Origin of the sequence: Streptomyces sp. CBMA156 (genome assembly GCF_014596515.1) — a bacterium.
In the GTDB taxonomy this organism is placed as follows: Bacteria; Actinomycetota; Actinomycetes; order Streptomycetales; family Streptomycetaceae; genus Kitasatospora.
In genome coordinates, this window is sequence record NZ_MSJQ01000230.1 from 1 (window position 1) to 14,145 (window position 14,145).

Below are 14,145 nucleotides of genomic sequence, written 5' to 3' on the forward strand. Positions count from 1 at the left end.
GCCCGCGCCCGGAAAAGCGCTCGTCGCGGCGCGCGGGCACCGGCACCGCACCGGACAGGAGCCGCGAGGCCCGGGGACCTCGGCAGCCCGGGGGCTTCAGCGGCCCGCAGGGACGTCGGATCCGGTGCGGGCCGGCCCGGCCGCCTCGGGGCGCCGCTGCTCCCCGCAGCGAAGACGCCCGGGGATCCGAACACGAAAACGCGCGTGCGCACGTCGGAGAGCCTCCTGTACGGTGGCCTCCGTTCGTGTCCGACCAGGAGTTGGAGAAGCAGGGGAGGTGAGGTCGATGACCGTACCCAGGGCCACCGTGCGCAGCGTCCGGGTCTGCCTCGCGTCCCGGGCCGTGGCCTGACTTCGCCCTGCCCTGCCCTGCCCTGCCCTGCCCTGCCCTGCCCTGCCGGGAGCGTGAGCTCGCGGGGCGCCCACACGAACACCGTCCTGAACGGATCTTCATCCAGCATGAGCACCACCTGGACCACGCGCGCCGAGACCCGCGCCGACATTCCCGCCATCCGTGACATCAACCTCGCCGCCTTCGGTACCGAGGCGGAGGCCGATCTCGTCGACGCCCTGCGCGCCGACGCGGACGCATGGATCGACGGCCTCTCCCTCGTCGCGGCAGACGGGAACGGCGCCATCGCCGGCCACGCCCTGCTGACCCGCTGCCACATCGGCGACACCCCGGCGCTGTGCCTGGCACCGTGCGCCGTCAGGCCCGGGCAGCAGAGGAGCGGCGCCGGCTCCGCCGTCATCCGCGCCGCACTCAAGGCGGCCAAGGACACGGGCGAGCACCACGTCGTCGTCCTGGGACACCCGGCCTACTACCCCCGGTTCGGCTTCACCCGTGCCGGCGTCCACGGCATCGGACTGAGCATCGACGTCCCGGACGAGGCCCTGATGGCCCTCACCCTCGACGCCGGCCACCCGCTGCCCGGCGGAACCGTCCGCTACGCCGCACCGTTCGGCATCTGACCCGCCCCGCGGTGCGGGGCGCACGGCCGCGCCCCGCACCGCGGCCGCCGGCTGCGGTGCCCGCTGTGTCTCCTGTGGAGAGCGCCGCCCTCAAGGCCGTGCGCTCCCGGAGTCACCGGGCGCCGCCGCCGAACCGGGCGGCCCGCACCACGCGGACACCGCCCTCCCCGGGCCTACCGGGCCTCCCCGGGCCTGCCGGGGCCTGCCGGGTCGGCCCGGGTGCCGGGGCGGGCGTCACACCGCTGTGAACCGGCCGCTCACGTTGCCGACCCGGTCGGGCTCGGCCACCGGGTCGAGCCTGCGCTCCGGGCCGCCCGCCGCGAAGTCCAGCTGCGACAGCTCGGTCCACACCACGTTCGGGCTCGTGGTGGACTCGAAGAAGTACCGCCGCTCGGTCAGGTCGGCGACGGTGCGCCGGCGGGTGGTCGAGATGTTCGGCCGGTACTCGTCCGCCGTGCCGAACGGGGCCGAGGCGTCACGGATCACGCTGAACGCGTACGCCGTGGCCTCGCGCGCGTCCGAGGTGTCCGGAAGCCGTACGCAGTAGTACGCGGCGCGGGCGAAACGGTCCGGCGAGTCGACGCCTCCGGGCAGCGGCTGGTCGCCGCCGTGCGCCGGGTACCGCTGCTGCGGCTCCAACTGCTCGTCGTACACGGGCGAGTTCGCCATCACCGTGTACTGGGGACCGTGGTGCACACAGGTCCTGCCGTCGAGGAACTCCACGACGGCCGAGTCACCGCCCGGGTGAAAGCGCCGGGGTCACCGGGGTCGTGCGGGATGCTCTCGCGGGTCACACCGCGCGGACGCACCGCCAGAACCGTCCCGGTGTCCTGGTACCAGTCCATGCTCCGGCCCACCAGCAGGTTGCCCCGGCCGGGACTGCCCAGCGACGACCACAGGAATCGTGTGCACATGCCCCACAGCCTGATCGCCCCGCCACGAACCGGCCCCCGGACACCCGCCGGCTCACCCGTTCGGCCCGCGCGACACTCCCCGCAACCCCCACAATCCCAACACCCCGCAGCCCGCAGCCCGCTCCACGCACCACCGGGACCGCAGACGCCCCGGCACCGCGGTCCGGGTGTTCCCGGCACGGCGCACCGCAGCCACCCCGGCAACGCGTTCCGAAGCCGCCTCGTCCGGGCTCGTCCGGGCTCGTCCCGGTCCTGTGCGGGTACTGACAGCGGCGGCTGATACCACTGCCGCATGACCGACGACGAGATCATCGACCGGATCCGTGGACAGGCCCGGCCCGCACCGCTGCCGCCGCCCGCCCCGCCGCAGGCCGTCGCCGATCTGGAAGCCGCGGTGGGGCACCCCATGCCCGCGTTGCTCAGACGGATCTACCTCGACGTCGCAAACGGCGGGTTCGGACGGTGGGACAGCGCCCTGTCCCTCACCGAGGACGGGGACGAACCGCCCGTGCTGGAGGCGTACCTCGCCTGGCGCGAGGGATACGGCCAGGACTACCCGACGCCGGTGGTGCCGCTGCTGACCTGGGGCTGCGCGATCTGGTCACTCGTCGACTTCAGCACCCCCGAGGGACGGATGTGGGGCTGGGACCCGCACGGCGCGTGCGCGCGCCATCGCCTCTTTCCCGAACGGTTCACCCTGGCCGAGCGCCTCACCGGCTGGCTCGACGGCCGGGAGGACTTCCCGCAGCCGCCCGTCCCCACCGACTGCCCGCACTGCTGACCCAACACCCCTGCCGCCATGCCGCAACCACCGCCCGGCGCCACGCCCGTCCGGGTCGAGGCAGCCGAGACAGCCGAACCCGCCCGGACACCGAAGACCGGCTTCGGCGCACCCCCGCCCGCACGACACGACAGGACCGCCCCGGACACCCGGCAGGCACGACAAGGCCCGCCCCGCCCGGCACCCCTCAGACACGGGCGATCAGCGCGTACCGCTCGTCATCGACCGGGCCGCCCCACAGATCCGCGTCCGCACTCAGCGGCTCGATCCGCACACCCGCGACAAGCGGCAGCACCGCGTGCGCCAGGTCCTCGGCGCCCACCCCGCCCATCCACGGCAGCACCAACTGCCGCGCCCCGTCGGCATACGGCACACCGCTGCTCCCGCCCCACCGGCCCTCGACCAGCACCAGCCGGCCGCCGGGCCGAAGCCCGGCCACCCACTGCCGCAACGCGGCCACAGGGTCAGGCAGCGTCCACACCAGGTGCCGCGACAACACGACGTCGAACGCCTGCCCGCCGGTCGGCGGCGCCGCGGCGTCACCCACCAGGAAACGGCCCGGCACACCCGCGGCCGCCAGCTTCCCCTGCGCCTGACGGACCATCCCCGGCGACAGGTCCACACCCGTCACCCGATGCCCGGCCTGCGCCAGGAGCAGGGACAGCGAACCGGTCCCGCACCCGGCATCCAGAACATCGAGACCGCCGCCCACCGGACCCGCCGGCACCCACCCCCGAAGCCGCCGCGCCCACGCCGCACGCGTCGGCCCGGCCCTCAGCCCGTGATCGGGCCCGTCGTCGAAGGACGACGCGACCGCATCCCAGTACGCGGCGATGACATCGCCATGGGCACCCATGGCCGGCATCCTCCCAGCCACCACCGACACACCACCACCCCCGGCCCCGTCACCTCGACCCCCACACCCGGACCGGGCCGGCGTGGGCATGGGCCCGGCCGGCACCGGACACACCACCGCCCCCGCTGCCGTCACCTCGACTCCCCCACGCCCGGACCCGCCGCACTGCCCGCGCCCGGCCCGAACCGTCCCCCGCCACACCCGGCAGCCCGGCCGTGCGCCGCCACCACACCCGGGCCCACCGCCGTCGCCGCGGGCCCCCTACAGTGCAGCGCATGACGCACGCCCTTCCCCCCGACGTGGCCGGCATGCTCGACGCCCTGCTCCACGCCGACGACCCGGACCACCAGGCGCTGCGCGCACAACTGCCCCACCTGCGCATACAGGAACGCTGCGGCTGCGGATGCGGCACGGCCTCCCTCGAACTCGAACCGGACACCACCACCACGGTCACCGCCACCGCCACCGCCACGGCGCCGGCGGGCCCGGCAAAGGCCGTCATCGCGGCCGAAGCGGAACTGACCGGCCAGGACGGCCAGTGCGCAGGCGGGGTCCTGCTCTTCACCCACGGCGGCCGCCTGTCCCTGCTGGAGGTCTACTCCTGGACCGACGACAAGGTGACACTCGCCCAGGCCCGGCAGATGCTGCCCCGCCCCGCACCCGCCGACGACCACACACCCCGCTCCCCCGACTGACGCACACTGCCCGGGCCGGCCCCGGCGCCGCCCGCACCACCGGCCACACACCGTGCGGCACACCGGCCACCCGCGTCCCCCGGTACACCGCACGGCCCTACGATCGTCCGTCATGGCCTCCGCACTGATCCTCATCGACCTGATGCCACGCATCATCGCCCTCCCCCTCGCCCCGCACACCGGCGGCCAAGTACTCGCGCGCTGCCGCGCGTTGGCCGAAGCGTTCCGGGCCGGCGGCCGGCCGGTGGTGCAGGTCCGGGTGGAACGCCCGAACGTCGCCGAGCAGCCGCCCGGCAGCGACTTCGCCGACGGCCTCGTCCACGACGGCGACACCATCGTGGTCAAACACACCATCGGCGCGTTCCACGACACCGGCCTCGACGCGCAGTTGCGCACACTGGGCGCGGACACCCTGGTCATCGCCGGACTGGTCACCACGATGGGCGTCGAGTCCACCGCACGGGCCGCCGCCGACCACGGCTACCGACTGGAGTTCGTCACCGACGCGATGTCCGCACCGACCGCGGACGAACACGACTTCACCATCGAACGGATCTTCCCCCGCTTCGGCGAGGTACGGAATACCGCCGACTACACCTGACACCCACCCGGCGAACCGGCCCCGACAGGTACCGACCCGACACGGGACACCACAACGGTCCCTGCACGACCCCCCCTTGGGGGAATCGTGACCGCGAGGCCGGACACGTCCATGACGCCGATCACCCGGCTCACCGGAACGCCACGAGAGCGCCGACACCACCGGCTGAACACCGGAACAACGGGGCCCGCCCACAACCGGACCCCGCACACCCCACCGCCGAGACCCGCACAACCCGCTCCCGGCACACCACCGGAACGACAGCCCGCGACCGCACCGCACAACCGGCCCCCACACCCCGACAGACAACGGACACGACAGACCCACAGACGGGCGAGCGGACGCTCCGGCCCACCGGCCGGTGGGCGCGCCGGGCCCGCGGTCCGGCGGTCCGGCGGTCCGTGCAGCGGCGGCACAGGAAGAACCCGCCCCGCCCCACCCCGGGACCCGTCCCCCGGAGCCCGTCCCCCGAGGCCGTCCCGGGGCCCCGTCCCCCCGGGGGTGCGGCCCGCGGCGGGGACGGGACGGGAGCGGGCAGTAGGATCGGCGGCGTTGCATCCCGTACACCGCCGCTAGGAGGCTTTTCATGGCTCAGGTCACGCTGAAGGGGAACCCGGTGCAGGTCGGTGGCGCGCTGCCCACCGCCGGCAGCCAGGCGCCGGCGTTCACGCTCGTCGGCGAAGGACTCGCGGACGTGTCCCTGAAGGACTTCGCGGGCAAGCGCAAGGTCCTGAACATCTTCCCCAGCATCGACACCCCGACCTGCGCGACCTCGGTGCGCACCTTCAACACCCAGGCCGGCTCCCTCGACAACACCGTGGTGCTGTGCGTGTCCGCCGACCTGCCGTTCGCCCAGGCCCGGTTCTGCGGATCCGAGGGCCTGGAGAACGTCAAGACCCTCTCCACCCTGCGCGGCCGGGACTTCCACGACACCTACGGCGTGGCGATCGCCGACGGCCCGCTGGCCGGCCTGACCGCCCGCGCCGTCGTCGTCCTCGACGAGAACGACACCGTCCTGCACACCGAACTCGTCGCCGAGATCGCCGACGAGCCGAACTACGAGGCCGCACTCGCCGTCCTCAACTGACCCACCCGGCACCACCCCTGACCGGTGCCACCCCGTGTTCCCACGACGGCCCGCCCCTGCCACGATCCCCTTCCGAGGACACGGCCCAGGAGGCGGGCCGCCGCACACCCAGACCAGCCCGACGCACCCCGGACGGCCGCACCACCCCCGGAGGAAGACCCGCCCCCGGAGGAAGACCCGCCACCACCAGGACGACCATCCCCACGGACCGTCCACCCACCGACGTCCACAGGCCCGTACGGCGAACCCGCCCACCACCATGCCACCCGCCACCTGCCACCCACCGGCGTGACCACCGCAACACCACGCGCGGGACGCACACCCCGTACAACGGCCGAAGCCCCACACCACGCGACCGTGGAAGGCAAACAGCACCCGCAGCCGCGGCTGCGCGGCCTCGACCAGGTCACGGTCCACATACGGCGCCGGCCTGCGCCGGCAGGACTCCCCCCACGCACCCGAGCGCCCTCCCGCGCTCGTGAGCGCGAGAGCCGGCCGCCCGTGCCAATGCCTGCTACACGCCCCGCAGCGCGGGCCAGTACCCCTGCGTGGTGACAGGGGCGACATCGTACTTGAGGGTGTCGCCACTGGAATCGGTCTTCAAAGCCCTGCCGCCCTTGAAGAACCAGAAACCCCCGCCGGCCGCCGTGGCAGCATCGACACCGTCCTCGAACCCGGTCCCCCGCAGAGCAGGCCAGTACCCCTGCGCAGTGATGCTGTCAGGGTTGAACTTGAGAGTGTCGCCACTGGAATCGGTCTTCAAAGCCTTGCCACCCTTGAAGAACCAGAAACCCCCGCCGGCCTCAAGGACAGCGTCGACCCCGTCCTCGAACCCGGTCCCCCGCAGCGCGGGCCAGTACCCCTTCGTGGTGACAGGGGCGACTTCGTACTTGAGGGTGTCGCCACTGGAATCGGTCTTCAAAGCCCTGCCGCCCTTGAAGAACCAGAAACCCCCACCGGCCGCCGTGGCAGCATCGACACCGTCCTCGAACCCGGTCCCCCGCAGAGCAGGCCAGTACCCCTGCGCAGTGATGCTGTCAGGGTTGAACTTGAGAGTGTCGCCACTGGAATCGGTCTTCAGAGCCTTGCCACCCTTGAAGAACCAGAAACCCCCGCCGGCCTCAAGAGCAGCGTCGACCCCGTCTTCGAACTTTCCCATACCGCGCCTCACTTCTCCCGGTGCAACCCATAGTGCGCCCGATGGATCCCCGGTACACAACAGCAGAGGCCGCGACAAAACAGCAGCCCCCGGCTACGGCACCCGGCCGATTCCACCGGCCTGAAGCACATGGGCGGATGAGTGTTGAATACAGCCGGACCGGCCGCGGCAACACGATTCCACGCCCATCAGGCCGCCCCGCCAAGGACACGCCATGGATCGAGTACCAACTTTCACGGGAAGTGCCACCCCACGCCCAGGGGATGCCGCACACCGGCAATCACCACATCACCCAGGACCCGGACTCCCCGCCCCAGGACACGGCGCCCAGACCCCGGCGACCGGGCCGGCGACCGCTGGTTCGGCAGCAACCGCAAACGGCCACGCTCCCCCGGACTCACCAGATGAGGCGCCCGGCACGTGACCGCGGTTCGGCAACAACCCCACCAAGGGCATCCGCTCCCCGAACAGGCCGAACGGCAGGGCATTCGGCCCTCGACCGGCCGGTTCCCGCAGTGACCGACGAGACGTGCCCGACGCGCCCGCGGTCCTCCCGCCCCATCCCCAGACGCCCGCCTCCCGCCCCCGCACACCGGTCACTGCCGCGCCTGCGCCCCCATACCGCCCGCACACCTCCCACAGCGGCACGCCACAGGCCCGACACCGCGCACACCCTCCCCCGAACGACCCTCACCCGCTCCTGCCCCGGCCCGGCCCGGCATGTCCGTTCCCTCCCCGCCATGCTGACGCAACGCCAGGACCGGAGGCTCCCGCAACCACCCGACACCGACCACCAAGGCGATGCACCCGGCCACCCCACCCCGGCCACCCCACCCCGGCCACCGCCCTCGCAGGACCCGCCCCTGCCCGCAACCGCGATGCCACCGAAAGCCATGCCGCCCGGAACACCCCGCGCAATCCGGCATACCGGCATCACACGTATGCGAGCAGCTTCATCGTCCACTCCCGCTGCTCGGCCGTGTCCGGGACGGCGAGCCCGCGAGCGCGCTCGATCCGCTCCCAGGCGATGCCGGGATCGATGCCGTTGAGGATCAGGAGCGATGCGGCGAGCAGGGACGAGCGTCCGATGCCGGCCCGGCAGTGGGTGACGACGTGTGCGCCGTCGCGCAGCTGCCCCGCGAGCCCGCGAAGGACGGGCAGGACCGTGGCAAGGTCGGGAACCGTGCGGTCGGGGACGGGAATCGCGACGAACCGCAACCCGGCGGCGAGAGCCTGCCGGGGCTCGTCCACGAGACCGAGTTCGCCGGCTTCGGGACCGGTCAGCGCACTGACCAGGATGTCGACACCGTGGCCGCCCAGCGCGGCCATCTCGTCTTCGAGCCAGTCGAAACCACGAGGTCTGGCCATGGTGCTCAGCCGCCCCGGACCGGGGACGTCAACAGTGAAAAAGCCGGGTCGCATGTCAGCAGCACTTCCGGTCGATGGAATCAGACGGTGTCCGGACAACAGGGACAGAGGCCCGCCGGGCCCGGCACAAAACCCGCCCAAGCCCGGGACAGGGGGACGGCCGCCTCACACAAAACGCCGGAGAACCCGGCCGAGAACACCCTGACCGCCCACGGCGGCGGCACGTTCCTCCCCCGTGGCCACCAAGCCCACGAACACGCGCCGCAATCCGGCCCCGGACACGGCCAGCGGGCCTTCACAGAACCCCCGAGAGTGCACAAGCCGCAGCAGACGCACGCCATCCCGCACCGGCACCGCCCCAAGAACAGGCAGGAACACAACCCCCACCGGGATCGTAATACCATCCCGGTCCGCCACCGGCCACACCCCCGAAAACAACGACACCACAGGCGAAAACACCCGCACCACCGCCCCACCGACCCACCCCGCCGACCCACCCCGCCGACCCGCCCCGCGAAGACACCACAGCCCCGGACGGCGAACAACACACCGACACCCCACCCCCACCGCAACCGATGCGGCAGCCGGTGCGACGGCCCGCACGGAGACCGGTACGACGGCCCGTACGGAGACCGGTACAGCGACCGGTACGAGGGCCCGTACGGCAGCCCGTACGGTTCCACCACTCCACCGGCGACGACACCGCGCCGGACCACCGGCCGGCGACGACCCGGCCGCCGCCCTCCCGCGCGCCACCGCATCCGCCCCCCGCCCGGGAACCGGCCACGGCCCGGGACGTACACCCCCCGACCACACCCGCACCGGCCACACCCCCACGCGAAACCCCACCTGCGCGCCCACCCGCCCCCAGGCCGCCAACCGGCAACCGGCAACCACCACCGGCCACCGGCACCACCCTCACCCGGCCCCGGACGGCCTCGTGATCACACCACCGCCCGGACACCGGCACCCCCCGGGGGCGCGGAACACGGAAATGCCCCTTCCTCGTCCCGCCGGCACACGCCGGAACGAAGAAGGGGCACACCGGGGACAACCCGCGGACCGCGAACCCCACGGACCGGCGGACCGCACCGCACCGGCCGGCACCCGACCCCTGGCCGTGGCCGGGGCCGGGCCTTGGGACAGGCCGGGGGCCGGGCCGGTCAGGTGATGGAGGCGCCGGAGTCGATGCTGATGACCTGCCCCGTCATGCAGTCCTGGTCGAGGAACAGACCGATCGAACGGGCGACCTCACGCGGGGTCACGAACCGCGGCACCGGGACCTTCTCCCGCATCCCCGCCACCACATGCTCCGGCAGCGTGTCCGTCATCCCCGTGATCATGAACCCCGGCGACAGGGCGTTGACCGTCACCCCCCGCCGCCCGCACTCCGCCGCCAGCGTACGGGTCAGCCCGATCAGCCCCGCCTTGGACGCCGAGTACGCGGTCTGCCCCGCCGTGGCGATCAACGCGGACGGCGACACGACGTTCACCACCCGACCCCACCGCGCACGCAGCATCGCCGGCACACACACCCGCGCCGTGTGGAAGGAACCCACCAGGTTCGTGTCGATCACCTCCCGCCACTGCACCGGATCCTGCATCGCCATCAGCGAATCCCGGCGGATCGCCCCGTTGTTGACGAGCACGTCCACCGGCCCCAGCGCCGCCTCCACCTGCCCGTACATCTGCGTCACCGCATCCCAGTGCGCGACCGAGCCCGTGACCAGCACATGCTCGTTCACCAACCGGGCGGCGACCTTCTCCGCACCCTCACGGGAACTGTTGTAGTGCACCGCGACCCGGCAGCCCGCCGCGTCCAACGCCAGCGCCAGCTCACCGCCCAGCCCCCCGGACGCGCCCGTCACCAGCGCCACCGGCGCCTGCGGACGCACCCCGAACACGCCCCTGGCGCTCACCGGCCCGCACCTCCCCACGTCAGCAGCACCGAACCCCACGTCATCCCCGCACCGAACCCGGCCAGCAACACCGTGTCACCGTCCCTGATCCGCCCCGCGTCCAACGCCTCCGCCAACGCGATCGGGATCGACCCCGACGCCGTGTTGCCGTACCGCTCCAGATTCGTCACCAGCCGGTCCGCCGGAATACCCGTATGCGACAGCACCGAGTTGATGATCCGGATGTTCGCCTGATGCGGCACCACATGATCCACCTCCGCCGGCGTGATCTTCGCCTGCTCCAGCGTCTCGCGGATCGTACGCACCGTGTACCGCACCGCGTTCAGATAGATCTCGTTACCGTTGATCTGCGCGTAATGCAGACCCGCCGCGACGGTCTCCGCAGTCGTCGGCATCCGCGCACCCCCCGCCAGGACCTTCAGACTGTCCTTGCACGAGCCGTCCGCACCCAGGTTCCACGCCCGCACCCGCTCCACCGCACCCGGCACCAGGACCACCGCACCCGCCCCGTCCCCCACCAGGATCGACAGATCCCGGTCCGCCGGATTCGCGGTCAGCGTATGCGTGTCCGAACCGATCACCAGGATCGGACGCGGATCCATCCGCAACAGACCCACCGCCGTCACCAGCGCATACACGAACCCCGCACACTCCGAGTTCACATCATGCGCACTGCCCGCGATCCCCAGCCCGTCATGCACGAACGCCGACGTCGCCGGCGAAGGCTGCTCCGGAGTCGCCGTCGCCACGATCAGATGCGCGATATCCGCACCCGACAGACCCGCACGCTCCAACGCCCGACGCCCCGCCTCAACCGCCATCGACGCCGTGGTCTGCCCCACACCCACCGCCCGACGCTCACGGATCCCGCACCGCGACACGATCCAGTGCTCATCCACACCGAAACGCTCCGCGAGCTCCGCACTCGTCACCACCCGCTCGGGCACCGACATCCCCCAACCGGCGACATCGAAACCACTCATCACCCCACCCCTCTCCCCGACCCCCACCCCCCTCTCAGCGACCCGCCGACGGCACCAACGCCAGGATCCGCTCGTGCACCACCCGCAACGTCGTCGTGTCGTCGATGTCCGCGAACAACGACTCGTCCGCCGGAATGTGCGGATAGTCGTTCTGGAACCCGTACAACCACTCCATCAGATCCAGCGAATCCACATCCGCGATGTGCTGCAACGCCGCGTCCGCATCAATCTCCCGCGCACCCGACACCGCCTGAAGCTGCTCCGCCAGGTCCTCGATCGTGGGAATCCGAGACATCAGTGATCGTTCCTCTCCACGCCCACCTCCGTGAGCGCCGTCAACGCGCCGAAAGAACAGGTCAGGACGAACCCCCCAACACCCACACCCACCCAGCCCACCAACCGGCCAAACCGACCGGCGGGCCGACCAGGCCAACCGGCCAAGCCGACCGGCCAAGCCGGCCCGCGGGCCGACCAGGCCAAGCCGACCGGCGAACCGGCGAAGCCAACCGGCCCGCGGGCCGACCGGCCAAGCCGGCCGGGCCCACCGGCCGGCGAAGCCGACCCGGCAGGGACTGAACCACCGACAACCGGCAGAAACCGGCCAGCAGACGTTCAGGCGAGCAGGCGTTCAGGCGGACGAGTGCACGTCCTGGCAACACCCCGGGAACAACCAGGCACCCCGCACCCCGGGAACAACGGACAACACCACCCGGGAACCGAAGCACCCCCCGGGAAGGCCGTGGGGGCCGCGTGTCTTGCCGAAACCGCATGAAACCCGCCCCCACGCAACCAGCCCGCAACCCGCAACCCCCACACCCCCTTGCGGACCGCTTGCGAGACACACGCTTACCTGACCCCACAACACACCGCACCCGCCCGCACACCACCCCCACCCCGGCCCCGGCCCGCACAACCCACGCAACAACCCGCACCACCAGCCACCACCAAGCCACACCGGACACCCAACCCGGCACGGCACACACCAACGGAACGGGACGGCACGGGCCACGCCAACGCAGCGGCCCCGCAAGGCCGTTCACGCCGGACAGCATCCGCCGGGCAGCCAGCCCGGACCGGCAAGCCCAGGGCCACCGGCGGCCAGGCCGTCCACCCCGAACAGCACCACGCACCAACACGGCATCTCCGCAAAGCCGTTCGCTCCAGGACGGAAAGCCGCCGGGCATCCAGCCCGGCACAGCCCGGAGAAGGGAAGCTTCAACGGCCCTGGCCGCCCACACCACACGGCAACCCGCCGAGCACCCCGCCCGCCGGCACAGACCGCCCGACCGCACCACCCGGCACCACCCGCGGCTTCAGGCCACACCGGGCACCCAACCCGACACCGCACGGCAGGCGCACGCCAACGCAGCGTCCCCGCAAGGCCGTTCACACCGCGACGGGCACCCAGCCCGGACCGGCAAGCCCAGGGCCACCGGCGGCCAGGCCGTCCACCCCGAACAGCACCACGCACCAACACGGCACCTCTGCAAAGCCGTTCGCTCCAGGACGGAAAGCCGCCGGGCATCCAGCCCGGCACAGCCCGGAAAAGGGAAGCTTCAACGGCCCTGGCCGCCCACACCACACGGCACCCGCCGAGCACCCCGCCCGCCGGCACAGACAACCCGACCGCACCACCCGGCACCACCCGCGGCTTCAGGCCACACCGAGCACCCAACCCGGCACGGCACGGCAGGCACACGCCAACGCAGCATCCCCGCAAGGCCGTTCACACCGCGACGGGCACCCGCCACCCACACGGCGGCGGCCAGGCCCGACCCACAGCCCGGCCCGGACACCGCGCCACCCGCGGCTTCAGACCCGCCGCGATACGGGCCGCACCGGCACACAGCCCGCAGCCCGACCCACACCGTCCACCACCATCAACCGAGGGGCCCCATCCCATGACCACCGTCGAAGCCCGCTCCATCAACCCCGACGTCGAGGCCATCCGCCACCACTACGAGGTCCCCAACGAGCTCTACCGGCTCATCCTGGGCCCCACCATGATGTACTCCGGCGGCTACTGGGAGGACGGCGAAGACCTCGTCACCGTCCTCGACGAAGCCCAGGAACGCAAACTCGACGCCTTCACCGACCTCGCCCGCGCCGCCCACACCGACACCGTCCTGGACATCGGCTGCGGCTGGGGCACCATGCTCAACCGCCTCACCACCGTCCACGGCGTCAAAAAAGCCGTCGGCGTCACCCTCTCCCGCACCCAGGCCGACTTCGTCGACGCCCTCAACAACCCCGCCATCGAAGCCCGCGTCGAAAGCTGGGAAGACCACCGCCTCCCCGAAGGCCACGCCCCCTACGACGCCGCGTTCTGCATCAACGCCCTCGAACACTTCGTCCTCTCCTCCCTCACCCCCAAAGAGCGCACCCAGCGCTACCGCGTCTTCTTCAAGCAGGTCCACTCCCTCCTCAAGCCCGGCGCCCGCTTCGTCCTGCACACCATGACCGTCGAAAACCCCCCACTGCGCCGCCGGCTCCTCGACGACCTCAAATTCCTCCAGCGCGAAGAATTCGAAGGCTGCCACATCCCCCGCCTCCCCGAACTCGCCACCGGCCTCGACGGCCTCTTCGAAGTCACCGAAATCCGCAACGAACCCGAATCCTTCGCCCGCGCCTGCCGCGCCTGGCTCCAACTCCTCGCCACCCGCCGCGACGAAGCCGTCACCATGACCGACGAAACCACCGTCGCCCGCTTCGAGCGCTACCTCGACATCTTCGCCTACACCCTCGAAGACCACATCTTCAACAACTTCCGCGTCACCCTCACCCGCCGCGCCTGACCCCCAAGACCCACC

Annotated in this window: 12 protein-coding genes and 1 pseudogene; 6 read left to right on the forward strand and 7 right to left on the reverse strand. The window is 72.0% G+C overall.

The window, feature by feature from the left end:
- The first annotated feature begins 459 nt into the window (after positions 1–459).
- Entirely contained in the window at positions 460–972 is a 513-nt protein-coding gene (locus BU198_RS18980) for a GNAT family N-acetyltransferase (protein WP_188298061.1), read from the forward strand.
- Positions 973–1,206: 234 nt separating this feature from the next.
- On the opposite strand, the pseudogene BU198_RS18985 reads toward BU198_RS18980, so the two are convergent.
- Positions 1,207–1,698, reverse strand: a pseudogene (locus BU198_RS18985) (linear amide C-N hydrolase); the annotation flags it as partial.
- Between the two features lie 480 nt (positions 1,699–2,178).
- On the opposite strand from BU198_RS18985, the gene BU198_RS18990 reads away from it, so the two are divergent.
- On the forward strand, positions 2,179–2,667 hold the full coding sequence (locus BU198_RS18990) for an SMI1/KNR4 family protein (protein ID WP_188298063.1): 489 nt from the start codon (positions 2,179–2,181) through the stop codon (positions 2,665–2,667).
- 187 nt (positions 2,668–2,854) lie between these two features.
- Here the strand turns inward: BU198_RS18990 and BU198_RS18995 are convergent, their stop codons facing one another.
- Entirely contained in the window at positions 2,855–3,523 is a 669-nt protein-coding gene (locus BU198_RS18995) for a class I SAM-dependent methyltransferase (RefSeq protein WP_188298064.1), read from the reverse strand.
- A gap of 275 nt (positions 3,524–3,798) precedes the next feature.
- On the opposite strand from BU198_RS18995, the gene BU198_RS19000 reads away from it, so the two are divergent.
- From BU198_RS19000 to tpx, 3 genes are all read left to right on the forward strand, one after another.
- Positions 3,799–4,218 carry a hypothetical protein gene (locus tag BU198_RS19000; protein WP_188298065.1) on the forward strand — a complete coding sequence of 140 codons (420 nt, stop codon included), beginning with the start codon at positions 3,799–3,801 and terminating at the stop codon, positions 4,216–4,218.
- A gap of 112 nt (positions 4,219–4,330) precedes the next feature.
- Positions 4,331–4,819, forward strand: coding sequence for an isochorismatase family protein (locus BU198_RS19005; protein ID WP_188298066.1), 489 nt, complete (start codon positions 4,331–4,333; stop codon positions 4,817–4,819).
- Positions 4,820–5,405: 586 nt separating this feature from the next.
- The gene (tpx, locus tag BU198_RS19010) at positions 5,406–5,906 is read left to right on the forward strand and encodes a thiol peroxidase (RefSeq protein ID WP_188298067.1); all 501 of its coding nucleotides are present in this window, start codon (positions 5,406–5,408) and stop codon (positions 5,904–5,906) included.
- Between the two features lie 514 nt (positions 5,907–6,420).
- On the opposite strand, the gene BU198_RS19015 is transcribed toward tpx, so the two are convergent.
- The 5 genes from BU198_RS19015 to BU198_RS19035 form a co-directional block, all read right to left on the reverse strand.
- Positions 6,421–7,065, reverse strand: a complete 645-nt coding sequence (locus BU198_RS19015; protein ID WP_188298068.1) for a hypothetical protein — start codon at positions 7,063–7,065, stop codon at positions 6,421–6,423.
- A 933-nt stretch (positions 7,066–7,998) separates the two neighbouring features.
- Positions 7,999–8,487 carry a tyrosine protein phosphatase gene (locus BU198_RS19020; protein ID WP_188298069.1) on the reverse strand — a complete coding sequence of 163 codons (489 nt, stop codon included), beginning with the start codon at positions 8,485–8,487 and terminating at the stop codon, positions 7,999–8,001.
- A gap of 1,109 nt (positions 8,488–9,596) precedes the next feature.
- Positions 9,597–10,352: an SDR family NAD(P)-dependent oxidoreductase gene (locus tag BU198_RS19025; RefSeq protein ID WP_188298070.1), complete on the reverse strand. Its 756-nt coding sequence runs from the start codon at positions 10,350–10,352 to the stop codon at positions 9,597–9,599.
- Entirely contained in the window at positions 10,349–11,335 is a 987-nt protein-coding gene (locus BU198_RS19030; RefSeq protein ID WP_188298071.1) for a 3-oxoacyl-ACP synthase III family protein, read from the reverse strand. Before BU198_RS19030 ends, BU198_RS19025 begins: the two co-directional genes overlap by 4 nt.
- 34 nt (positions 11,336–11,369) lie before the next feature.
- Entirely contained in the window at positions 11,370–11,630 is a 261-nt protein-coding gene (locus tag BU198_RS19035) for a hypothetical protein (RefSeq protein ID WP_188298072.1), read from the reverse strand.
- 1,606 nt (positions 11,631–13,236) lie between these two features.
- On the opposite strand from BU198_RS19035, the gene BU198_RS19040 reads away from it, so the two are divergent.
- Complete coding sequence (locus BU198_RS19040) at positions 13,237–14,130, forward strand: class I SAM-dependent methyltransferase (protein ID WP_188298073.1); 894 nt, start codon at positions 13,237–13,239, stop codon at positions 14,128–14,130.
- Positions 14,131–14,145: the final 15 nt, after the last annotated feature.